Raw genomic sequence first — 22,619 nt, 5'->3', positions numbered from 1 at the left:
AATACCAGGTACTAAGACTAGAGTCTAAAAACTATTATACTCTGAACATTCCCAAAAGAAAACGTCAGACTATTCTCATCCCCTTATAGAGGTTGTTCAAAAAGTCCGCTTTTGATCACGAAGTAAATCATGAAGTGGACTCGGCATCGAATCTTGAATTCAGCCGGGCCTTCCGGTGCTCATGTACCCAAAACGTACACTCCGCTCCTCAGGCCCTAGCTTCATCCAACTTTCTCGGTGCTGAAAACCGACCTTTTTGAACATGCACTTATAGATTCAACGCATGACCATCAACAGCAAGCATTGCCTCGCCCATAATCTCGCTTAAAGAAGGATGCGGATGAATAACTTCGCCTACTTCCCATGGTGTTGCATCAAGCCATTGTGCAACTGCTGCCTCGCCTATCAGTTCCGTAGCATGAGGCCCGACAATGTGAACCCCAAGTAAATCATTGGTATCCGCATTTGCAATTATTTTCACGAATCCTGTCGTATCACCCTGCACAATTGCCTTGCCTATTGCTTGAAACGGAACTTTGCTCGTTTTAATCGAATATCCCGCTTCAACTGCTTCCTTCTCCGTCCAACCGATGGATGCCGTTTCTGGCGCTGTATAGATGCAGCGAGGTATACGACGGGAGTCGATTCCCGTCTCTGCCTCGCCACATATGTGACGCACTGCAAGAATTCCTTCTGCAGATGCAGCATGAGCAAGTTGTAATCCCCCAACAACATCGCCAATCGCATATATATGAGACTCATTTGTTTGCATAAATTCATTAACAATAATTCGACCATTGCCGTATTCAATGCCCGCATTTTCCAGCCCAATGTTCTCAATATTGGCCTGTCTTCCTATACATACGAGCAGCTTGTCTGCATTTATGTCTATCGCTTGTCCGTTCGAGGTAATCTCGAGCTTCACTTCTCCTGTGTCTGGATCTATCTGAACCTTCTCCGGTTCAACAATTGCTTGTGTATGTATTCGCGCACCACGCTTCGCCAATTGACGCTGAAGTTCGGTTGAGACGTCCTTATCTTCCTGCGGAACGAGATGAGCAGCAGACTCAATGACATTCACTTCAACACCGAAGTCTGTCAGCATGGAAGCCCATTCTACCCCAATGACTCCGCCCCCTAGAATCGCCACTCGCTTCGGCAGCTCTGTCCATTCTAGCGCCTCATCCGTCGTAACAACAGAAGGATGATCTACTGGAAGTCCCGGCAATATGCGCGGGCGTGATCCTGTTGCAATGATGACATGGTTCGGTACGATTGTAATCGCTTCTCCCTCATCACATTCTACGGCGACTGAGCCGCTTCTCGGTGAAAAGATGGAAGGGCCCATAATCCGTCCCACTCCATGAATGACTTCAATTTTGTGCTTCTTCATCAGAAATTGCACACCTTTATGAAGCTGGTCTACAACCTTCTGCTTGCGGGCCTGAACCCGATCAAAGCGCAGCTTCCGTCCCTCAATCTCGATGCCAAAGGATGCGGCTTCTCCTGTCTGACGGTATATTTCAGCACTCCGAAGCAGAGCCTTGCTTGGGATGCATCCTCGATGCAAGCATGTTCCCCCTAGCTTCTCACGCTCAATGACAGCGACTGACTTGCCAGCCTGGGCTGCTGCAATTGCAGCGATATAACCTCCAGTTCCTCCACCCAGAATCGCAACATCTACTTGTTTCGTCATGCAAGCAACTCTCCTTTCGTGTTCATTTCCGATGGTTCTATTGTACTCCCTTTTCTTTGCGCAGCAAACATGACAACTGTCATTCTATTGGTTCTAAAGGAGAGGAAACATTAGACAAGTATGCGCAATCAAGGTAATATGAAGCTAACTTACATGACGTGAGCAGGTGAAGATCATAATGAAGCAAACACATGTTATCACTCGATTTATTGCGGTTCTGCTTCTGGTTATTCCAGGCGTAACCGCGACAAGCGGATTTCTGCTTATGAAAAATGCTGTGTTCGATTATGTGGTCGACCATGGCAATGATAAGCTGTCTGCTCCCGCATTCCAATGGCTGCCCTTCACCGCTGGTCTGCTTCTGTTCATTATTGGCGTGGGTTTCATAGGGGGATGGATATTTTATCGCGACCGCAAGCGCAACTACGTAGCGGCACGTTTCCGTCCAAAAAAAAGCCCCAAGCCACCATCCTTCCGTCCTAGTGCGGATGGCTCAGTAGAAGGCAAAGAGTAAGCCTCGTTAAGAACTGTTGCTGGCGCACCATTAGGAGTAACCCTTCTGGTCAAAGAACGAATGATATTGTTCTATACTGCATTTATTACCAATTTACGCCCGCATCTCGATTTAGATGAACGAAATTCCAAGAAGAAGGGCCTCTATGATCACAAATGTTGTGATCATTAGAGGCCCTTATTTATTTGTATTTATTCTTCTTTCTTCGCCAGCTTCTCCTTCAGACGAGCCAGCTCTTGATCAACCAAGTCGCGAGCATTATTCGAACGTGCTGACCCTGTTGACTGCGGAGCCTGCATAACCTGATTTTCAGTTGTCTCATCTGAATGCACTTCATGTCTGGATGGTACTGAGGTTGTCACGTCATCAACAACCAGCTCTTTGTTCAGGATGTCATCGTAGTTTGGTATAGAAGTGATTTCAGGCTCATTACCAACTGATTCATCCTGCGCAGAAGGAGCATATTGTTCGTCTGCCATCTCTCGCCTCATTCGTTCTGGGATGGTAATCACATTACGAGTTCGGCTTATTTTTTCGTAAAATAGACGCTTATCTTTCTTGAACAGATGCAGCATGAGGTGCAGGAAGAGTAAACCGTTGAAACCAAGCCACGCAATCACTACCAATATCATAACCAGCGAATCCATAGCCTCGTTGAACTTCAATACATATCCAAGTACGTAATTGATGCCACCTACACCGAAATACAATATACCGTATCGCTTCAGCAAACCGACAAATGTAATTCTGCAAAGGGAACCCTCTGTATCGTCCTGAACCAAGTGGATACGTGTTACCCATTTGCCGAAGGTTTTCCCATCCGTAAACGTTGGTATGAGTATAAAATAAACGAAAACACCTGCTGCCAAATACAAGAAATTGAATTCACTCAGCTCGAAATTGCTATAGTTGTCTCCATATGCAATCGTACGGTATACAATGTATATGCAACCCATGATAATCGATAGCAATGTCATATCCAGCCACACCGCGATTCCTCTGCGAATGAATCCAACAGGCTTCTTGCTCAGATCTACATGATCATCCAGCTGGTGTGAACGCGGCAGGAAGTATGTAAATACTGGTGCCAGTAAAAATCCGATACAGCCCCCCGCAGTATTCAAAATCAAGTCATCTACATCAAACAACCGATATGGACAATCGTAGAACCCATACAAGCCTGTTCGTTGCGTAATCTCAAAAAATAATGAGACAAGAAATGCAATAACCGTCGTCTGCAAGAACGATCGTTGGAAATAGTAGCGCATATATACGCCAAGCGGAAGCGTCAATACCACATTGAATGCGGCCTGGAAAAAGGCTCTTTCCTTCAGCAGCTGTACATAGGTCGTTGGATGCGACCATTCAACATTAGACTCCTTCATAATATCGCGAACGAATTGGAATGGACGCAGCTGCTCAAATACTGCACCTGCCCGATCCACACAATTGTGCACATTTTGCGGCAGCGGCAATATCACCAAATAATAAGCAGAAATAAAATAGAGCAGCATGGAATAAAGCACCAAAGCGCGAACCTTATTGACATACCCGTATTTGCGATATTGCACGATTAAAAAAGGAAGCGTCAAGAGTAATGCCGCTATCGGGAACGTAAGAAAAGCAAATTTAATTGGAAATAGATACGCGTTCATCTGTAACCCTCTTTATCACTGTAGTCGCATTCGTAACTTTATCGATTAGACGATCAAAAGTCAACGAAATACATTGTATTTGCCACATTACATTTTTGTAAGCCAGTATTCTGGATGATTTACTGCCAGATTAGGCCGAACTGTTGGAACCTTTCCCCCTCATCCTGATTACAATAATCATTATAAAATATCATGTTATGAGGAGAATGAGCATGGCCGCTGAAGATGATAATCAACGAGTGATCCTTCTTATAGTGCTCATCGTATTGGTTGTATCGTTTGCTTTCGGACTCGTGCAAGGAGCAGAAGAACCGGCTGAGACAATAATACCGTAATCTGACAAGAGGGTGAGTGGCTGTGTCCTTTTCAAAAAATAATCAGAAAAAATCAAATGGAAATGGAAACGGAAACTCTAAAAATAAGAATAAGAAAAATGCCAACTGCCCTAAACTAAGCATCGACCAAATTGCAGTTATTGCTGCATTATTAACCAATTCCCTGCACGTTCAATCTGTTCTTGTCGATCGCGATCAAGCCGTTGAGATATTGCTCGTCGGTTCTCTTCGCAAGAAAACTCAAATGGATAACCTGCTTAATCAAATAAGCGAGCTGTCTGTCGGTGATTTCCTGGAAAGTTTAAAACGATTTGGTGAATAGGGTTGTATTTCGCATTCGTAAACGTGGACAAGTTCGGGGGTTAAAGGAATGGATGTTGCCTTTACTCGATCTGTAACAATAAGAAAAGAGGGTTAGAGAAAATAAGTCTCTAACCCTCTTCTATCATAGTAGTTAATCTCTGGTCAAAATTAACTTCTTATCACTCTACCCAGGAACCGCTTTACCGGTCCATATGGCGTATCAAACATTTCATAGAAGCTGACCGTGACAGGATAACTCAAGCCAAGCATATCAATGTTCTCAAAAATGATGTTCTGTTCTCCTTCCCTCAAGAGTGGCTCCTCAACAAGTGAGAACAGCTTGGATCCAAGCATCCGTCCGCTATGATCGGTTAGCTCCAGTTTGATTTTCGATAAGTTCGGCTCACTCATTACCTGCTTCGCCCGAATAATATTCAGTTTCAGTCTTAAGGCATACGAAGACGATTGAACCATGTCAGCTCCGCCCCGCAACCAGCTTCCTCCCCAATCATTAATTTTCAATTGGAATGGATACATATCAAACAGCAAGTCTCCAGTATTATCGTAACTCGTCTTGAAACGGAACGTATCCACAATGAAAGGATAGGTTTGTTCTTCTCGGTTGTCGACAACATGCAGCAGTAACTCCGGTTCCTTCGAGCCATCAGGGATCACGAACATGTGAGATTCAACTACAGCAGCGCTTGGAAGCAGTGATTTCTTATCCGTCTTAGCACCAAGTCGTTCCCCTCCAAATCGAGATCCATCCTTATCTTCCAGTTCAAATTGATAGGATGGGATCGTGATTGAGGAACTGCTCTTATTCTCGAATTTGAAACGGAGAAGAAGTGCTCTGAATCCTGCCTCCTTGTTCTCTAACAGCGTCTCTTCTTCCATCGAGACATTCAAGCCCTCTGGAAATAAATCCGTACTATCGCTGAAATTCAGCTTATCCCGCAGCTTATAATCGGTCGGTACAACCTGACTCGTTCCTCGATTCGGAATGTTAATATATAATCGCCCTACTTGATAGGTTGCAGCCTTGGTCGGATCGGCCGCCCCAGGAGGCAGGAACGATTCCGAGGTTAATAGCTTCAATCCTGTCAGCACCGTATTCGCACCTGTCTCTACAGCGTATCGCAGCGTTGCGCCCTCACCCGGCATGAGCGATTCAGGAGCCTTGCCCAGTTTTGTAGACTGATACAGATCGTTGTTCGACCATGCCGTCAATTTGATGTCTGGGACATTCTCGCGTATATTGTTCCTGTTTACGACACGGAAAGTGACCACATGAACCGTCTCCAGCTTTTGTTTGAACCGCTCGGCCACTTGCGCTGGCTTGCCTGAACTCTTCATGATGCTTACAGGCGTATACGTAAGCATTGATGAATCCGACAATGCTTGCAGTTGGAAGGATTGCCCCCATTCCTTAATCAAGGCGGGATCGGTAATTGGAGTATAGTCATTTTCCCATGCAGGCTGCACGACATCCATCACCGCAACGACTGTTTCCTTTTTCGGATATACCTCCCGATTAACTTCCTTCCAAATAAATCGTACAGGAGCCGCCATGTCATCTTCGACGACATGACTCATTAACCTCCACTCCACCACTTCGCCCTGAGACAGAACACGAGCACTGTTCTCGCTAGATATCATCGCATATTCCTTTTTGTTATCCATCAGTACATATAATTCATAATCAGGAAGACGGAGCTTTTTGCTAGAATTATTTTTGATTTTCATGGTGGCAGCAACTTGTTTCCCTTTGTCCGTTACGCTATTAATCACATTGGTTAGGTCAATCTGTAATCCAAACCTATTCTTCCAGTAATCCTGAGCCTTCGGTATCTGCTTCTGAACTGGCTTCGCTTTCGCTGCGCTGGCAGGATGCGTAGTTTGATTAGCAGTATTAGCTGACTTGCTCCCATCTGTGGCAGCAGCAAGCGCTTCTGTCGGAAGAGTCCCAATGATTATTCCGCACAGAGCGGCAAAAGCCACAACCTGAATTGTTTTCTGTTTCAAATCTTGTCAACTCCTCTACTTCGCAAGCCGCACCTGTTGTTTGTCCTTCAGTTGGTGCTGGCCTGAGATAATAATGGATTCTCCATCCTGCAATCCTTCAATTACCGGATATATCGCATCCTCCAATGTGCCAAGTGTGACAGAGCGCTTAATCGCCGTACCATTTTGATAGATGAACACAAATGCAGAGCCTTGTTCACGTACGACAGCAGTTGCTGGTACGACAGGAACCTTGCGTTCATTCTCCCCAGCAAGAATGACCTGAACCTTCATCCCCGCCTTTAATTCAAGCTTGGCATTATCCACTAACAGCTCCACAGCATACGTACGTGTGTCCATATCCATAACTGCGGATAAATAGGTAATAGAGCCCTCATACTTTTTTTCTGGCTTGCCAGACACATAGAAAGGCAACTTCTTCTTACCATGAAGCAGAGAAAGCATGTCTTCGGTCACTTTCCCCTGTACGCGAACGGTGTGGACATTGGCAACGCGTCCGATCTTCGTGCCTGGAGCCACATTCATTCCAGCAAGCACAGTCCATTCTGTCAAGACGCCATCGGTAGGAGCCTTGATTTCAGCTTCTGCAATCGCAAATTTCGCCTCTTTCAATTGAAACTCTGCTGCCGAGATTTGATCCTCGGCACCTACATCCTCTGCAAGTCTTTCCGCTGTATCCAGCTTCATTTTCAACACTTGCAAATCAAACTTTGTATTTTTAAGTTGCAGCTCAGACTGTTCTACAGAAGCTTTTTCTACAGTGCCTTCATCATAGCCGTTTTTCAGCTTATTCAACGCCTTTGTTTGCTCTTCGATTTGCTCTTCCATCTTCGTTATGGACATTCGCGTTTCCGAATTGTTCACACGTTTCGTCTCATGTGAAGTTTCCAGCAGTTTATTGGCATTCTGCAACGCCTGCTCTGCTCGCTGCTTTTGAGAAAGAATACGCGACACATCCGTCCGAGCGATCACTTCTCCGCGCTTCACACGATCTCCGCGCTTCTTCTCCACTGCCACAATTTCTCCGCTACCCTTAGCTACGATGTCTATCGTCACTGACGGCGCAATATCAGCGACGATCTCAGGTGCGGCCCCCATGATCTGTTTGGTCACACCGGTCGTCTTAACCTCTGCAACTGTAGATTGCGAATGTTGTTCGCTTGTCGCCTCGGGACCATTCACTTGATCCGACGCAGAGCACCCAGCCACTCCCACAGCCGCTCCCGCAAGCATCAACATAAGCAGTATTTTCATGCTTCGTAAATGGGATTGATTCATGATGAGGTCTCCTTCCCTTCTGTTAGCGGCGCTGCTCCATTCCCTTGTTGATCAAGAAACTGGTTCTTGTTTTTTTTACGCCGAGCTATCATATCATACATAATTGGAACAACCACAAGCGTTAATAATGTGGATACCGTCAAGCCGCCAATTACAACAACCGCCAATCCGCGGGATATAAGCGTACCGTGGCCGAATCCAAATGCAAGTGGAAGCAGCGCCATAATGGTTGCTCCTGCCGTCATGATGATAGGCCGCAAACGGGATATACCCGCTTCTATCAACGCACTCCTCACATCCTGTCCGGCTTCTCGCAGCTGCTGCGCCTTATCGATATACACAATGGCATTCGTCACTACAATGCCGATCAACATCATGAAACCGATTAAGGAGGTAATATTAATCGATTCATTCGTAACAATCAAACCAAGCACACCGCCTATAGCTGCAAACGGCAGGGAAAACATAATCGCAAATGGAGCAGTCGCATTGCCGAACGTAAGTACCATAATCAAGTACACGACAAACACTGCCGCAGCCATTGCTATGAATAACTGTCCAAAGCTGTCTCCAATATCTGCACTTATGCCCGACACGGATCGTCCAACCCCGTCTGGCAGTTGGATCAGATCTAAGGAGGCTGCTACTTGTGCACTAATGCCGCCTTTGTTCTGTCCATTTAATTTCGCCGTAACATTGATGACCTGTTTCTGATTGTCTCGCTTAATGGAAGCTGGGGACTTCACTCGTTTAATCGTAGCGATATCCGCAACTGAAATGGTTTCCTGAGTCGGTGTTCTCAGTTGAATCTGCCCAACCGCGCTCAGATCACCACTCAACCCCTTCTCCGTCTCTACTACCGTGGACAACAGCCCTTCTTGGTACCGATACTCGCCAATCTTATCTTGGAACAGCCACGTCTGCAGTGTGCCCTGGACGATAGCCGGTGTTAGTCCGAATTGTTTCGCTTTCCGCGGATCGACATCGATCACCACTTCAGAGGAAGCTTCGCTTAACGAATCTTTGATCTCCGACAACTCAGGGAATTTGATCATTTCTTGCTTGATAATTGCCGCTGCCTCTCTTAGCTGAACTGCATCTTCACCAGACAACACATATACAAAATCCGGCGCTGCACTGGTGTCCCCTGTCAATGTCCGTGTATCCAGCTCCGATCCAGCGGGAATATATGCTTCCAGCTTGGCTTTATATTCACGTCTTACTTGCTCCACATTAGCCTCTTCATTTACTTCCGTATAGATTTGGGCCATGTATGGCATCGCATTCGGATCGCCTGCGTACCCGACCAGCGTCTCAATGAACGTGAACAGCGGCTTATTCTGTGCGTCTTTAGCAGCGCGAAGCTCCGCTTCCATCTCCTTCATCACATTATCTGTCGCCTTCAAGGAATTCTCATAAGGCAGCTTAATGGTGAAGAAGAACTGACGCGGCGGTGTCCCTTCTGGCATTAAGGTAAAGGCAAGCTGTGGGACAAGCGCAACCATTGTAACGATAAACAACAGAATTGAGATGAACAATGTCTTGATCCGATGATTGAGCGACCACTCTAAGAGTTTGCGATAACCGGTCGTAATTCTGGATGGCTTGTGCTCTCCAGCATCATGTCCCTTTACATTAGCCTGCTTCAGTACGAGCAGCTTCGCCAGCATTGGGATAACAGTCAGGGCCACGAGCAGTGATGCCATCAAAGCACAGGCCAATGTAATTGCGAAAGGACGGAACAGCTGCCCTGCTGCTCCACTGATCATGCCGATCGGTGCAAATACGCCCACTGTTGTTAACGTAGATGACGTAATTGCATTGGCCACTTCCTTCGTCGCCAGCGCGATAACGGATTCATTCCGTTCCTCAGCCCGATACAGCTTGGCATATATATTCTCAATGACGACAATACTGTCGTCGACCACACGGCCTATCGCAATAAACATGCCGCCGAGCGTCATAATATTAAGGGAGATATCCATCCATTTCATCAGCAATAGGGCAATAAGCACGGAGAGTGGAATGGATATGAGCACGATTAAGGTCATTCGCATATTTCTCAGAAAAACCAGAATCATGAGAGAGGCAAGCAGTGCACCAACTAATCCCTCCCGGACAAGCCCGCCAATGGATTGCTTCACTTCGTCAGCATAATTGTAGACCTTCTTGAAGGTTACACCTGCAAGTTCTGATTCCCACTTGCTCATCAAATGATCGGCACCTGTAGAGAATTCAACCGCGTTAGCTCCGTTCGCCTTATATAGCAAAATACCGATAGCCGGCTGATCATCCAGCCTCGCGATGAACTTGGATTCCGAGATCTCAGTGATCTTCCCGAGCTCCGTCAATCGGATCGTATCCCCCTGAGGGGATTGCACAGCAATTTCCTCTAGTTGCTTGACACTAGTTAATCCGTTGTTCATGCGGGCAAGCAGCGTATTCCCCTCCAATTCCACTGTTCCTGCCGGACCTGATGCCAAAGCGTTGCGGACGGCTTCTGATACCTGAGCAGGCGTTAACCCATAGGAACGAAGCCTATCTGGAAGGAGTCCTATGCTCAGATGTGTACTTCGATCACCGATCACGTCCATATGATCCAAGCCTCGTAATGCTTGAAATCCCGGCTTAATCGTCTTGGTGAAATGCTCCTCTAATTGAGATTGCGTTACCCCCTCTTTCCCATATACCGCTAAATAGTAGGAAGGGATGGAGGCTACCCCAAATGTGGATACACGCGGTCGTTCTACACCCGATGGGAACGCTATTTCTTGGATCAAGCTTTCTATATCCGCCTTCTTCCGATCAGTATCCACCCCTTCTTCAAACCTGATAAGAATGGACGCTGTTTGGTCACTGGATGTGGAAGATATCGACTTGATTCTTTCCATGCCGGAGAGCTTCTTCTCAATCGGTTTCGTAACCTGTTCCACTACGTCCTGAGGGGGTGCTGCATATTGTGCAGTCACCAATACATACGGGATGGAAACGTCTGGCATGTTGTCTATTTTCAAGCCCGTCGACGCATAGATACCTCCCCCGAACAGCATTGCTACGATAATGAACACCGCAGCCACATTCTTCATTGAAAATCGAATCAACGAATTCATAATGTGTGTCTCTTCCTCCTCCTTAACGTCTCCGCGTCCCCTTGCGATAGCTTGAGATATACGCTAACAAGGAAATATGAACGGAGTATGAACTCAGGAACATTTTTACAATAATGTTCTGCAAATTTGTGGATACAAAAAAACCATAACCGCGGTTCTCCTTTGGCTATGGTTCCATTCGTTCTCTTATATATAAATTTCATGATTGCAATTCCTTACATCGCATTAGGCGATCGCAGTCTAATCGTCACCGTCGTTCCTTCCCCAGTACGGCTCGCAATTGTGACTGTCCCTTGATGGAGTGCTATGACTTTATTGACAATTGCCAGTCCCAAACCACTTCCATTTCCATCTCTACGCCTTGACCGATCAACTTTATAAAACCGCTCAAATACCCGATTTAGCTCTTGATCAGGGATACCTATCCCGGTATCGGTAATCGTCACTTGCGTCCACCCTGTCGGCTGGTTCGTTAACGAAATGGTAATTGTCCCATTGTTCGGCGTAAACTTCATGCTGTTGCCGATTATATTCATCCAAACATGGCTAAGCAGATCTTCGTCCGCGACAATCGTTATAGGAGTCAACTGCAAATCCATATGCAGCGTCTTGTCTTTCCATTGCGGCTCGCAGGCCACTACAATTCTCCGAAGCTGCTCATCGAGCGCGTAAGCTCTCATGTTCATCGGATGATGATCCGACTCCAGAGAGGCCAGCTGGAGCAGGTTATCGCTTACCCGAGATAATCGCTCACTTTCCGTTAAAATAATGTGCAGATATCTCTCCCGCTGCTGTTCCGGAATGACATTCGATTTTAGAGCTTTAGTGAATCCTATGATTGAGGTTAGAGGGGACTGGATCTCATGCGATACATTGGAGACGAAATCCTGCCTCATCTGCTCAAGCTGGTTCAGCTCTTTAGCCATTTGATTGAAGCTATTCGCCAGCTCGCCAATCTCATCTCTTCTCCTCATGCGCAGCTCTGCCGAGAAATCCCCTTTTGCCATCTTCCTCGTTGCTGCAGTCATTCGCTTAACCGGCAATACAACAAATCGGGCAGCGATCAGGAAACATAAGCTGCCAACAACAAGCACGATGACGAGAACCATTGTAATAAATCGGCCGATTACATCCAACCCGCCAATCGACATTTGCAAAAATAAAGCCTGACGCTCGTTACCAATCTGTATAGGGATCCCGATAATCGGCTCTTGTTCATCATTGTCCGCAATTGCACGAATCCGCTCCCCTTCCAGCACCTTCTTCAGCTGTTCTGCCTTAATGGGGTAACCTGCCCGTTCTTTCGCATTGTGGTGAATAACAGTGTCTCCATCACTATTCAATATCCGAACCTCATACATCGTAAGTGCCTTCAACGACATCACATAATCCTTAAATTGAGATGCTGACATCGAAGTACGCAGACGAGCCAAGTCATCACCAAGATTCATCAATTGACGGTACGACACTTCTTCCATTTCCTTCTGAAACAACAACCCCGACACAGAAAAGGCGGCAATAATGCCGATAATAATTGCTAATATGAACGTAAGCACCACTTGAACGTACAGGGTCTTAATCATGACATACCTCAATTCGATATCCGAGGCTGCGAGCAGTCACAATATTAAAGATCTCCGAGTAGCTGGAAAATCGTTCACGGAGCCGCTTAATATGTACGTCAACGGTTCGGTCGTCCCCTGTATAGTCCATCCCCCATATATCCTGTATGAGCTGTTCCCTCGTTAAGATCTGCCCAGGGCAACTCGCAAGCTTAAACAAGAGTTCAAATTCCTTCAGTGGCAGTGTAATGACAGAGTCGTCATCCTCCATCATTACTTTATAACTACTTCGATCCAAGCGCAGCGGGCCAAGCTGCACAATCTGCGAGAATGCAATCCGGTAACGCCGGAGCAGTGCTTTGACGCGCATCACCAGCTCCACTGGATCGAATGGCTTCGTGATATAATCATCCGTTCCCAATTGGAATCCTCTTACCTTCTGCCCGGGTTCCCCTTTGGCTGTAGCCATAAGAATAGGCAAATCAGGATGCGAACGGCGCAGCTCCTCGCACAGCTCCCACCCATCCATATTCGGCATCATTATATCTAAAATGACAAGATCGACTCGCTCCGCATCCATGTACCGTAGCGCCTCCATCCCATCCCTTGCTTCAATAACGTGAAATCCTTCTGCTCGGAGATATAATCCTATCAGTTCCACTATATTTTCATCATCATCCGCGACCAATATCGTTCTCATGTGCAGGGTTTCTCCTTTGGTTTGGAACATTTTTCTATAAACCTATTGTAATACACGTTAACTCCGAATAACATCCTGGATTATTCCCATTCCATGAAAAAAGCACTGGCATCATTGCAATCTATGCTCTTCTACTCTCGAATTCTGTTTTTCATCGTCTTCATAAAGGCGATTGAGCTTTAATAATATTTGAATGAGTAAACCCTATCCAATTTAAGGAATGATCCAGAACCATTGAGAGGGATAAGAAGACGAAAGACCAGGAAGAGTTTTATACAGCGAAATACACATGTATGGTTTTACGAAAGAAATCAGATTGTGGTGTATGATTGTGGATTACAACCAAGAAGGTATTTGTTCCTTCAAGAAGAATACCCTTATCGATTGTTCCCTACCACACAATGTATGATGAAGGAGAGGATCGGATGGAAAAGTTAATCGAGGAGTACAAACAAGACTATGTGCTACTACGAGAAGCCGTCGAAGGACTGTCTGAGGAAGAACTGCATTTCCACCCTGCGCCGGACAAATGGAGCATCCATCAGGTAGTAATCCATGTAACAGATGACGAAATTCTATCTACACATCGGTTGAGAAAAGTCTTGGCGGAGGAAGAACCGCTTCTGCTATCATTTGATCAGAATGCCTGGTCGGATAATCTGGGATATGAACTGTTGAACCTTGAACAACATCTGCTCCTGTTCCAGACGCTGCGGGCCAGCATGCTACCGCTTCTGGAAAATCTGACTCCCGAGCAGCTTGAACGGGTTGGGAAGTATCCCGATGGAGTGCAGTACACGTTCAAAGAGCTGCTAAAACTCCGCACCCAGCATGTCCGCGACCACCTTGCCCAGATCAATAGGGTAAAGCAAGCATATTTCGAGGTTAGAATGTAACACCTAAGCAAGCCCCAGGTCATTCACTTATCCTCAAGTGGTTGTAGCTCTCCAAACTCCTTATTCCATAATACCCGTCAGTATCGTTGCTCATAAGCCCCTTAATGAACTTGGACACTAAGAGTGTATATGATTTACACTAATAGTTGACAGGGGATGATGAAATGAAACGAACAAAACATTCAACAGACTTCAAATTACAATTGGTGAAAGAAGCACTGGAAACTGAAAATACAGCAGCGGTTGCTCGCCGTTATGAAATAGCAACGAATATGCTCCATCGTTGGATTAAAGAATATCGCAATGGCAAGTTCGGTGATGTTCACATGGAACAAATCCCGGAGTTTGACTCCAAAGCAATAGCTGAAGAAAATGATCAGTTAAAAAAATTGCTCGGAGAACAAGCGCTGGAGATCGCGATTCTCCGTGATCTTATAAAAAAGAAAAACCCTCACTTGCTGAAAAAATTGAAGTAGCCGATTTCTACATCGAACATGGATATAGCACCCAGCTCGTTCTACGTCTAGCTAACATTCCACGCTCGAGTTATTACTATCATAAGAAAGCACAATTACGAAGCAAATTAGTGAGTGAGGGACGCCCAACACCAGGATTCTCGCAGCTTATAAATGGTTTCAAAATATCTGATGAACAGATTAAAGAATGGCTTATGGAGCTTATCGCTAGCGATGGGGCTAGTTATGGTTACCGTAAATTGACGGTGGTATTGCGCGAACAGCACAATCTTCGCATAAACAAGAAGAAAGTATATCGACTGTGCAAGGAACTGGGTATCCTAAAGCCGCAACGTCAGAAACGAGTTCGATTTTCGAAAAAGATCGCATCAAATCGAACGATAACAAACTCCAATCAATTGTTTGAAACCGATATTAAATACGGTTATATAGCAGGTGAACAGCGATTTTTCTTCATACAATCCATTATTGACGTCTATGATCGTGCAATTGTATCGTATCATATTGGTCTTCGATGTGAAGCCAATGACGTCGTACGAACCATACAAGCGGCTTTGTTTAAGCGTCAATTATTTAGCTCTCAGACGATGCCAGTAATCCGTTCAGACAACGGCCCTCAGTTCATATCAAACACTTTCGAGGAAGCTTGTATCGACTTTGGTATGGAACATGAGAGAATACCGCCTAGAACGCCGAATATGAATGCCCATATCGAGTCATTTCATCGAATATTGCAGGATGATTGTTTAAGTAAATACGAATTTCAAACTTATGGTGAAGCATATCAAGTGGTATCCGAGTTCATGCGATTCTACAATGAACGCAGGATTCATTCCAGTATTAGGGATATGGCACCAGAGAAATTTTACAACCAGAATCAAGTGGAAGCGATTCCAATTAAAATGGTTCGAGTCTAAGCGAAAATGAATGAAAAAGAAAGAATTAGTGTCTATGTGTCCAAATTTATGGGGTTAATCCGGTTGGCGTTGATATAAGAGATTGTGTAGAGATGAACCTAATATCTAGTTCCATGCAAAATAAGAAAAACCCCGTTTCACCAACGGGGCCCTTTTCATGTGATTATCGATCTATTACGTCTGAAAACGATTATTATCTGGCCTGTAGGACTCTGAGATATTGACTCAGAACCATAACAGACGAGGTAAACCAGTTACAGCATTTATCAACCAAGGCATCATCGCTTTAGGCGCTACGTTACCTTATGCTCGATCCTCAGCTTTTCCGCCACCATGCGATAAGTTCACTGTTCGTAGTCTTCGACTTGCTGATGATGATTGTGTTGTAGCCAAAGAGACGGCTGATGATGTCGATGTTGCCGAGCGTCCATGCGACTTCTAAATGATAAAAACTGATATGTTTATATGGTATATACTGAAAAATAAGCAAAGTTCATCCAATCTTTTTTTATATCTCTAGTTGATTCCTGATTTTATTAAGGAATTGAACCAAAAGGCTTGGTTCATCAATGTAATTTGATTGTTGCATACCTGATTAATTTGAACCTACAAATTATATCTTTTATACCATCTTATCACTACTTCTTAAACTTTTTTTCTTCAATATATGATTCAAATGTATTTATGATATAGGAACAAAGTTCACTTATTGCATCAAAACGTAACGTTAATTCATCATAAGTAAAGCGTCTTCCCACTGTTTCTGGTGTTTCAACGCCATGGGCTATTTTATTACGGTTTGTCACCAATTCATTTAGCAGCCCTCCTGTTCCAACTCTAGGAAGAATAGGATCATCAATACAGAAACTTTTCCAAATACTCTCTAACTGTTTGAATTTTATATTAGCTCCATCGGTTGGAATAATATCGTTATTGAGTACTGCTACCTCATTCGAAAAACCCTTGGATAGTATTTCCCATCTCTTTTCCCATTTTTTACTTGCCTTGACCTGTGACAAAGATTCGAATTCTCCATCTAGGGCTAGACTTAAAAAAACTGGCTTCAAATCGGAGTATTTACATTGCTCATTGTTAATCGTCGATATTGCCGTAGATACGGTATTTCGCACCGTATATTCAACAACTCCATATAAATGAACGAAAAAAAGCCCTCTTTCGACTATTTTATGAGAAGGCTCTACAGGTGCTTGACCCCTTTGTGTTGCAGCATCTACTTGGTTTACCTCAATCTTTGCTGGAGTAATGTAGTTAAGATAATCTCTTAACTCTACAAACCGAGCTGCCGATTCACGCTTTACATGTTCGAACATTATTTCCCCTCAAATTTTTCTTTGCAGTATTCGATTCGACTTTTAACTCTCGGCCTAGAGTTTGTTGCGCCGGAGGTCAGTTGTGTCAACTCATCATTTGCTATCCAATTCTGAATACCCTCAACTAATAATTTTCCACTTTCCTTCAAAGCTAGTGCTGCCCCAACGCTCACTGCCTCAAACAAATTCACCGGAGTTGTATTTCTCCCCCGAGTTATGCCTTCTGGCAATGCCACACTTAAGGATTGAAACACTTTTTTAAACAACTCTTCATTTTGTTCATATTCAAACTGCTTAATTGATGCCTTCATATAATTGTTTAGAAAATCAACCACACTATGATCAAATTCTTCGTAGTTATTAAGATAAGCAAAGAATCTTAGTACCAGTTCTTCTCTAGTTCCATCTTGCTCTTTAGCCTCAGGCAAGAGTGCGACTTTTTTGAAATCCTCATTCTTTGCAAGTTCCTTAATGAAATCATTAAATTTCCCTCTGAAAATACAACTACGAATTTCTTGATCGCTCAGCTTAACTCCACCAGTATTAAGTCTTTCAAATAAATCAAATCTTACGTCAAGATCGCTTTTATCACTTAATGTGGTAACTTTTAATGGTTTCAAAGTAAACGCTAGTTGCACTGTCTTGCTTAAATCACTGAACTTCTTATTATTCAGTTCTGAAAATTTTTTTAGCCCCGATATTTTCAGAGGTTCATCTTGTTTTATAATTTTCTTTCTTATTTCTTCATCAGCAGCAAAATGAACAATTGAGCTAAGTCTTTGTACACCATCAATGAGTTCCCAGCCACCATCCGGATTTGTAGCCATGTAAAGGCTTGGAATAGGTATTCCTAAGAAAATTGACTCAATTAAACTGGACTGTCTGTTAGCTTCCCAACGAAACTGCCTCTGATATTCGGGGGCAATATCAATCAAACCGTCTCCAACCATACTTATTAATTCTTTAACACTGATATCAAATGTATTAAAATCTACCTTTCTTTTCTGCTCATTTAATTGTTGTTCTAGATTGCTCACTGTTCTACACTCCAATCACATTATTATTTATTACTATTTTATTCAACAATCTTCTTTCCAATCCTTCCTAAAGCCCCCTTTTTAACGATGGTTCTTTTATTTTTCTTCGCATGCATATCAGTTGCAAGTCAGCGTCTACAATGTATCTTTGGTGCTTTCATCGGGAATAATTCGTATGTCAATAATTTCTGATTTGTTGTATTTCTTCTTTTTTCAAATCCTTTTCAGATGGTCCAATATACCTCTAGTCATTTGTATTGAATCATGCCTGTCTTTCTTGAGAGGTTCATTGAGCCCAGTACACATAAATTTTATAATTGGAACTCTAAATCGGTCATAAAAAATACCACTCCCTCATTGGTTTTTTGATACCCAATAAGGAAGCAGTATTATTTGATATATCATTTAGAAGTTAATGAGTTGATAAAGGCGTTTTCAGATGTTAGTAGCATTAATTGAATATTATTACCTATCGATATACTAAAACCTTATTTCTAACCTATTTACGACACCTTATGCTCAATTCTCAGCTTATCAGCGACCATCGCGATGAACTCGGAGTTAGTTGGCTTCGACTTACTGATGTTGATTGTGTAGCCAAATAGACGGCTAATGCTGTCGATGTTGCCGCGAGTCCATGCAACTTCAATCGCATGGCGGATCGCGCGCTCAACGCGGCTTGGTGTCGTTTTGTACTTCTCCGCGATCGCTGGATACAGCGTTTTCGTGATAGAGCCCAAAATTTCGATATTGTTGTACACCATCGTGATTGCTTCGCGCAAGTACTGGTATCCCTTAATATGCGCAGGAACACCGATTTCATGTATGATAGACGTGATATTCGCGTCTAAGTTTTTGGATTTGCCAAGCGGTACGACATTCGACTTCGATACAGATGATGTCATTAAGTTACTAGCAGATCCTCCAGTTACCGAAGCATTGGATGCAACACCTGCCAGCTGTCTAATACGATTCGCCAAAATGTCCATATCGAAAGGCTTCAATATGTAATAGGATGCGCCAAGTTGAACCGCACGTTGCGTAATGCTCTCTTGGCCGAAGGCTGTGAGCATAATGATCTTCGGTTGCGGGGACAAGTCCATATTGCGCAAGCGCTCAAGTACACCCAAACCATCCAAATGAGGCATAATAATATCGAGAATGAGCACGTCAGGCACCGCTCTCGTCTGCTCAAGGAATTGGAGCACCTCTTCGCCATTATAGGCAACACCAGTAACGACCATGTCGTCTTGTTCGGATAAGAAATCAGCCAACAAATTTGTAAATTCTCTGTTGTCGTCCGCTAACAATATTTCGATCTTTTGCAACTTGGGATCCTCCCTTGTCAAAGTTTCGCACACGATAGTAACCGGTTTGGTGTTTATCGCTTCCAGATCATGTTATTCGACATCAAAGATGAAATTCCTTCTGTCGAAAACTTTTTTTCTTTATTTTTTAAAATTTTTCTATTATAATTAATGATTTGTCCAACGATCCAACAGATTTCGTATTCATTCGTATCGATTCGACATATCCTGAAGATTGATGCGATCGTCGTGATGTAAAAGAAAAAGAAGGATCACGTTGAACGTGAACCTTCCCTTGTTCATTCATTGACTGAGGTGAAGCCAGGACAACACCAGCATCCTGCAGCATCCATTCGATAAAGCATCCATAGCCTGAGCTTGGATCATTGACGAACACATGCGTAACTGCACCAATCAATTTGCCATCTTGAATAATCGGACTGCCGCTCATCCCTTGCACAATGCCTCCGGTTTTTTGCAGCAGCCGCGGATCTGTTATGCGGATAACCATCCCTTTGGTTGCAGGTGCTGATTGCTTCGTAACATGGACGACTTCAATCTTGTATCGTTCCACTTGTTGACCATTCACCACGGTCAGCATTTCGGCAGGTCCCACCTTAACCTCTTCGCGGAATGCAACAGGAATCGGTTCTTTATATACACTATGTTCTGGATTCGATACCATCTTACCAAAAATGCCAAATGGCGTATTGCGTTCGATATTGCCTAAAACACGGCTTTCCTTCACAAATTGAGCACGTTTTTCACCTGGTTCTCCATTTTGACTTTTCGAAATGGAAGTTACATGGGACTGGACAATTTCACCTTGCCCCACCACGATCGGAGTCTGCGTGTCCATATCCGTAATGATATGTCCAAGCGCCCCATACACTCCTTGGTCTGGAGCATAGAACGTCAAAGTTCCTACTCCGGCTGCTGAATCTCGGATGTATAAGCCTAGCCGCCACGTTTTGTCCTCCTGATCGTACGCGGGGGTCAACTGAGCTTTCACTTCAGTATCGCCGCGCCGAATTACAAGATCAAGTGGACGTTTGTTCTCGCCAGCCTGCTTCACGATATCCGCAACCTTGCTTACATCATTCAATCGATTTCCGTTCATACTCGTAATGAGATCACCAAGGCGAACACCTGCTTCTTCACCTGGAGATACTTTGCGTTCTCCCTCAACCTTCACAAGATGATGGCCGACAACAAGGATGCCTGCTGATTTGACTTTGACGCCAATCGTTTGGCCTCCGGGAATGACACGCAAATTCGGAACTACATTCACTTTCAATGTCTTGAGTGGAATGCCTCCGAACAGCTTCAATTTCAGCTCTGCTTGACCAGATTGGGCTGACTGTAATGAAATTGGACGATTCGGTGATAATTGGAATGTAGGTCGATTCTCGCCGTTCACACGCAAAATATCCGGTCGATCTACCGTCGCTGAAGCCTGAACAGGCATCACGAGATCAAGCTTCGTTTGCTGTCCTTCAAATAACCTCAGTTGATTCGGCAGCGCCGCATACGTGCGAAAGGTTGCTGTTGTAGTGCTTAAGCATACAAGAATGACGAGCATTAGGCCAAGCAGTCGTTTGACGTTGGGGTTCAAAGGTGGTCACACTCCTTTGTTAGACGGAAGCTTGACGAAAAGAGACGTGCCCATTTCGTAACTTTAAGGTATCCCCGGCCCCTACGTTTTATAAGTGAAAATGATTCCTAAATCCCTTAGAATTACGCACCTTTTTGACGTTCAGCCAATTCAAGCATTTCTTGTGCATGATGCATAGTCGCTTCCGTTACTTCCACCCCGCCTAGCATGCGAGCAAGCTCGATAATACGACCTTCATCCTCCAATTCATGTACCTGAGTAGAAGTCCGTTCATCTCGAACCTGCTTCTCGATGTAGTATTGGTGGTCAGCCATGCAAGCAACCTGTGGAAGATGAGTAATAGCGAATACTTGTCCACTCCGAGACACTTCAGCAAGCTTCTCAGCAATGGCTTGAGCGGCCCGGCCACTTACGCCAGTATCCACTTCGTCAAATACGAGCACTGGGATTCGATCAACTTCGGCAAAGATTGTCTTCATGGCAAGCATGATACGTGACAGCTCACCGCCAGATGCGATCTTATGGAGCGGACGCAATGGTTCTCCAGGGTTCGGTGAAATAAGGAACTCTGCATCATCCCATCCGTTCTTCGTGAAGCGAACAGATACACCGTCGACCTCATGCCCGCCTTGTCCATCCTGCAATCGATCCAAACGGACATCGAGCCGAGTACGTTCCATATGAAGATGCTGCAGTTCCGCTTCAATTCGCTTCGTCAATTCCAGTGATAACTCTCGGCGAGCATCACTCAGGGCTTGCGCTCGCTTAGCGAGCTTACCCAGACGTTCTTGTGTCTCTGCTTCGAGCTTCAATATGCGTTCATCCTTATGTTCCAGCTTGTCAGCTTCATCTTCAATCTTGGCTAAATATTCAAGCATCTCCTCAACAGTTGAGCCATACTTGCGCTTCAATGAAGTCAGCTGATCCAGTCGATCCTCAATTTGTTCAAGGCGTTCCGGATTGAACTCGATATTCTCACGGTAATCGCGGAGCTGGTAAGCCGCATCTTCCAGTTGATAATACGCATTTTGCATTTGCTCAATTATAGGCTGAAACTTAACTGTGTCGTACATGAGCACATCTTCAAGTTTGGAGATCGCGACACTAACGGAATCCATTGCACCTTGGCCATACAAGCGTTCATAAGATACATTTACATGATCCATTAGCTGCTCCGCATTGGCTAGTTTGCGCTTTTCTTCCGTTAATGATTCATCCTCGCCAATTTTCAGTTGGGCATTGCGCAGCTCTTCAATCTGGAACCGGTACAGATCAAGCATCTGGTAGGCTTGCTGACTCGTTTCCTTCAATTGATTCAATTCATGCTGCAGCGCCATGAAGCATCCGTAATCATCACGATATTTCCGCTTAAGTACAGCAACCTCTTCCCCGCCATAAGCATCGAGCCAGTCCAAGTGACGCTCAACCTTGAGCAGGGATTGGTGCTCATGCTGCCCATGAATATTTATGAGCAGCTCACCGATTTCGCGCAGCATCGTCAACGTAACCATTTGACCATTGATCCGGCACATGCTCTTGCCCTGCGCGGTCAATTCCCTGCGAATAATGAGGAGCTCTTCACTGCTTCCCTGAATCCCCAAGCGGGAAAGCGCCTCCCATACCGGATGATCAATGGCAAGATCGAACGAAGCCTCGACTTCCGCGCGATCACAGCCATATCGAACAAAATCTGCTGATCCCCTTGCTCCTCCGATAAGACCTAACGCATCAATAATGATCGACTTGCCCGCGCCCGTTTCCCCCGTTAAGACATGAAATCCACGGTGAAACCGCAGCTGTACCGATTCAATAACCGCCAAATTGCGGATAGATATAGCTACTAGCAAGAAGAACCCCTCCCG

At 44.7% G+C, this 22,619-nt stretch carries 17 protein-coding genes and 2 pseudogenes; 6 read left to right on the top strand and 13 right to left on the bottom strand.

Translation table 11 applies throughout. From position 1 onward, the window contains the following. Positions 1–268: 268 nt before the first annotated feature. Positions 269–1,696 carry a dihydrolipoyl dehydrogenase gene (gene lpdA, locus M3661_RS06045; RefSeq protein ID WP_251482958.1) on the bottom strand — a complete coding sequence of 476 codons (1,428 nt, stop codon included), beginning with the start codon at positions 1,694–1,696 and terminating at the stop codon, positions 269–271. Between the two features lie 178 nt (positions 1,697–1,874). On the opposite strand from lpdA, the gene M3661_RS06040 reads away from it, so the two are divergent. Next, positions 1,875–2,210, top strand: coding sequence for a DUF2627 domain-containing protein (locus M3661_RS06040; protein ID WP_065294340.1), 336 nt, complete (start codon positions 1,875–1,877; stop codon positions 2,208–2,210). A gap of 500 nt (positions 2,211–2,710) precedes the next feature. On the opposite strand, the pseudogene M3661_RS06035 reads toward M3661_RS06040, so the two are convergent. Continuing rightward, positions 2,711–3,865, bottom strand: a pseudogene (locus M3661_RS06035) (VanZ family protein); the annotation flags it as partial. 212 nt (positions 3,866–4,077) lie between these two features. Between M3661_RS06035 and M3661_RS30195 the strand changes: the two are divergent. Together M3661_RS30195 and M3661_RS06030 are read left to right on the top strand one after the other, a co-directional pair. Next, a complete protein-coding gene (locus tag M3661_RS30195; protein WP_285852847.1) occupies positions 4,078–4,200 on the top strand; it encodes a hypothetical protein in 123 nt (40 codons plus the stop codon). 22 nt (positions 4,201–4,222) lie between these two features. Beyond that, complete coding sequence (locus M3661_RS06030; RefSeq protein WP_251482954.1) at positions 4,223–4,522, top strand: hypothetical protein; 300 nt, start codon at positions 4,223–4,225, stop codon at positions 4,520–4,522. A gap of 149 nt (positions 4,523–4,671) precedes the next feature. Here the strand turns inward: M3661_RS06030 and M3661_RS06025 are convergent, their stop codons facing one another. From M3661_RS06025 to M3661_RS06005, 5 genes are all read right to left on the bottom strand, one after another. Continuing rightward, positions 4,672–6,528, bottom strand: coding sequence for a DUF4352 domain-containing protein (locus M3661_RS06025; RefSeq protein ID WP_251482952.1), 1,857 nt, complete (start codon positions 6,526–6,528; stop codon positions 4,672–4,674). 15 nt (positions 6,529–6,543) lie between these two features. Next, positions 6,544–7,806, bottom strand: coding sequence for an efflux RND transporter periplasmic adaptor subunit (locus M3661_RS06020; RefSeq protein ID WP_251482950.1), 1,263 nt, complete (start codon positions 7,804–7,806; stop codon positions 6,544–6,546). Further along, complete coding sequence (locus M3661_RS06015) at positions 7,803–10,916, bottom strand: efflux RND transporter permease subunit (RefSeq protein WP_251482948.1); 3,114 nt, start codon at positions 10,914–10,916, stop codon at positions 7,803–7,805. The genes M3661_RS06020 and M3661_RS06015 overlap by 4 nt, the downstream gene beginning before the upstream one ends. A 215-nt stretch (positions 10,917–11,131) precedes the next feature. After that, the gene (locus tag M3661_RS06010; protein WP_065293218.1) at positions 11,132–12,499 is read right to left on the bottom strand and encodes a sensor histidine kinase; all 1,368 of its coding nucleotides are present in this window, start codon (positions 12,497–12,499) and stop codon (positions 11,132–11,134) included. Then, positions 12,492–13,178: a response regulator transcription factor gene (locus M3661_RS06005; protein WP_251482946.1), complete on the bottom strand. Its 687-nt coding sequence runs from the start codon at positions 13,176–13,178 to the stop codon at positions 12,492–12,494. The genes M3661_RS06010 and M3661_RS06005 overlap by 8 nt, the downstream gene beginning before the upstream one ends. A gap of 425 nt (positions 13,179–13,603) precedes the next feature. Between M3661_RS06005 and M3661_RS06000 the strand changes: the two genes are divergently transcribed. The 3 genes from M3661_RS06000 to M3661_RS05995 all read left to right on the top strand — a co-directional run bounded on the left by M3661_RS06000 (position 13,604) and on the right by M3661_RS05995 (position 15,467). Further along, a complete protein-coding gene (locus M3661_RS06000; RefSeq protein WP_251482944.1) occupies positions 13,604–14,074 on the top strand; it encodes a DinB family protein in 471 nt (156 codons plus the stop codon). 164 nt (positions 14,075–14,238) lie between these two features. Beyond that, the gene (locus tag M3661_RS30670) at positions 14,239–14,550 is read left to right on the top strand and encodes a transposase (protein WP_397376493.1); all 312 of its coding nucleotides are present in this window, start codon (positions 14,239–14,241) and stop codon (positions 14,548–14,550) included. Next, complete coding sequence (locus M3661_RS05995) at positions 14,541–15,467, top strand: IS3 family transposase (RefSeq protein WP_397376496.1); 927 nt, start codon at positions 14,541–14,543, stop codon at positions 15,465–15,467. Before M3661_RS30670 ends, M3661_RS05995 begins: the two co-directional genes overlap by 10 nt. Positions 15,468–15,760: 293 nt before the next feature. On the opposite strand, the pseudogene M3661_RS05990 reads toward M3661_RS05995, so the two are convergent. The 6 genes and pseudogenes from M3661_RS05990 to recN form a co-directional block, all read right to left on the bottom strand. After that, a pseudogene (locus M3661_RS05990) lies at positions 15,761–15,909 on the bottom strand (sporulation initiation factor Spo0A C-terminal domain-containing protein); the annotation flags it as partial. Positions 15,910–16,105: 196 nt separating this feature from the next. Further along, a complete protein-coding gene (locus M3661_RS05985) occupies positions 16,106–16,798 on the bottom strand; it encodes an MAE_28990/MAE_18760 family HEPN-like nuclease (RefSeq protein ID WP_251482940.1) in 693 nt (230 codons plus the stop codon). Beyond that, on the bottom strand, positions 16,798–17,835 hold the full coding sequence (locus tag M3661_RS05980) for a GmrSD restriction endonuclease domain-containing protein (protein WP_251482938.1): 1,038 nt from the start codon (positions 17,833–17,835) through the stop codon (positions 16,798–16,800). Before M3661_RS05980 ends, M3661_RS05985 begins: the two co-directional genes overlap by 1 nt. 503 nt (positions 17,836–18,338) lie before the next feature. Then, positions 18,339–19,163 (bottom strand): sporulation transcription factor Spo0A, encoded by an 825-nt coding sequence (gene spo0A, locus M3661_RS05975; protein WP_021252968.1) that lies wholly within the window; start codon positions 19,161–19,163, stop codon positions 18,339–18,341. Between the two features lie 127 nt (positions 19,164–19,290). Next, positions 19,291–20,757: a SpoIVB peptidase gene (gene spoIVB / locus M3661_RS05970; protein ID WP_072727900.1), complete on the bottom strand. Its 1,467-nt coding sequence runs from the start codon at positions 20,755–20,757 to the stop codon at positions 19,291–19,293. A gap of 122 nt (positions 20,758–20,879) precedes the next feature. Continuing rightward, entirely contained in the window at positions 20,880–22,604 is a 1,725-nt protein-coding gene (recN, locus tag M3661_RS05965) for a DNA repair protein RecN (RefSeq protein WP_065293214.1), read from the bottom strand. Between the last annotated feature and the right edge of the window lie 15 nt (positions 22,605–22,619).

Origin of the sequence: Paenibacillus sp. MER 180, from assembly GCF_023713665.1 — a bacterium.
Taxonomy (GTDB): Bacteria; Bacillota; Bacilli; order Paenibacillales; family Paenibacillaceae; genus Paenibacillus_B; species Paenibacillus_B suaedae.
Note: the sequence above shows the minus strand (reverse complement) of the source record. Positions and strands in the feature narration are given on the sequence as shown.

Bases quoted from the DNA above. Each gene is read 5' to 3' on its own strand.
- M3661_RS30670 (WP_397376493.1), top strand. From the start codon at position 14,239: ATGAAACGAACAAAACATTCAACAGACTTCAAATTACAATTGGTGAAA.
- lpdA (WP_251482958.1), bottom strand. From the start codon at position 1,696: ATGACGAAACAAGTAGATGTTGCGATTCTGGGTGGAGGAACTGGAGGT.
- M3661_RS06000 (WP_251482944.1), top strand. From the start codon at position 13,604: ATGGAAAAGTTAATCGAGGAGTACAAACAAGACTATGTGCTACTACGA.
- M3661_RS06010 (WP_065293218.1), bottom strand. From the start codon at position 12,499: ATGATTAAGACCCTGTACGTTCAAGTGGTGCTTACGTTCATATTAGCA.
- M3661_RS06040 (WP_065294340.1), top strand. From the start codon at position 1,875: ATGAAGCAAACACATGTTATCACTCGATTTATTGCGGTTCTGCTTCTG.
- M3661_RS05985 (WP_251482940.1), bottom strand. From the start codon at position 16,798: ATGTTCGAACATGTAAAGCGTGAATCGGCAGCTCGGTTTGTAGAGTTA.
- M3661_RS06020 (WP_251482950.1), bottom strand. From the start codon at position 7,806: ATGAATCAATCCCATTTACGAAGCATGAAAATACTGCTTATGTTGATG.
- M3661_RS06005 (WP_251482946.1), bottom strand. From the start codon at position 13,178: ATGAGAACGATATTGGTCGCGGATGATGATGAAAATATAGTGGAACTG.
- M3661_RS06015 (WP_251482948.1), bottom strand. From the start codon at position 10,916: ATGAATTCGTTGATTCGATTTTCAATGAAGAATGTGGCTGCGGTGTTC.
- M3661_RS30195 (WP_285852847.1), top strand. From the start codon at position 4,078: ATGGCCGCTGAAGATGATAATCAACGAGTGATCCTTCTTATAGTGCTC.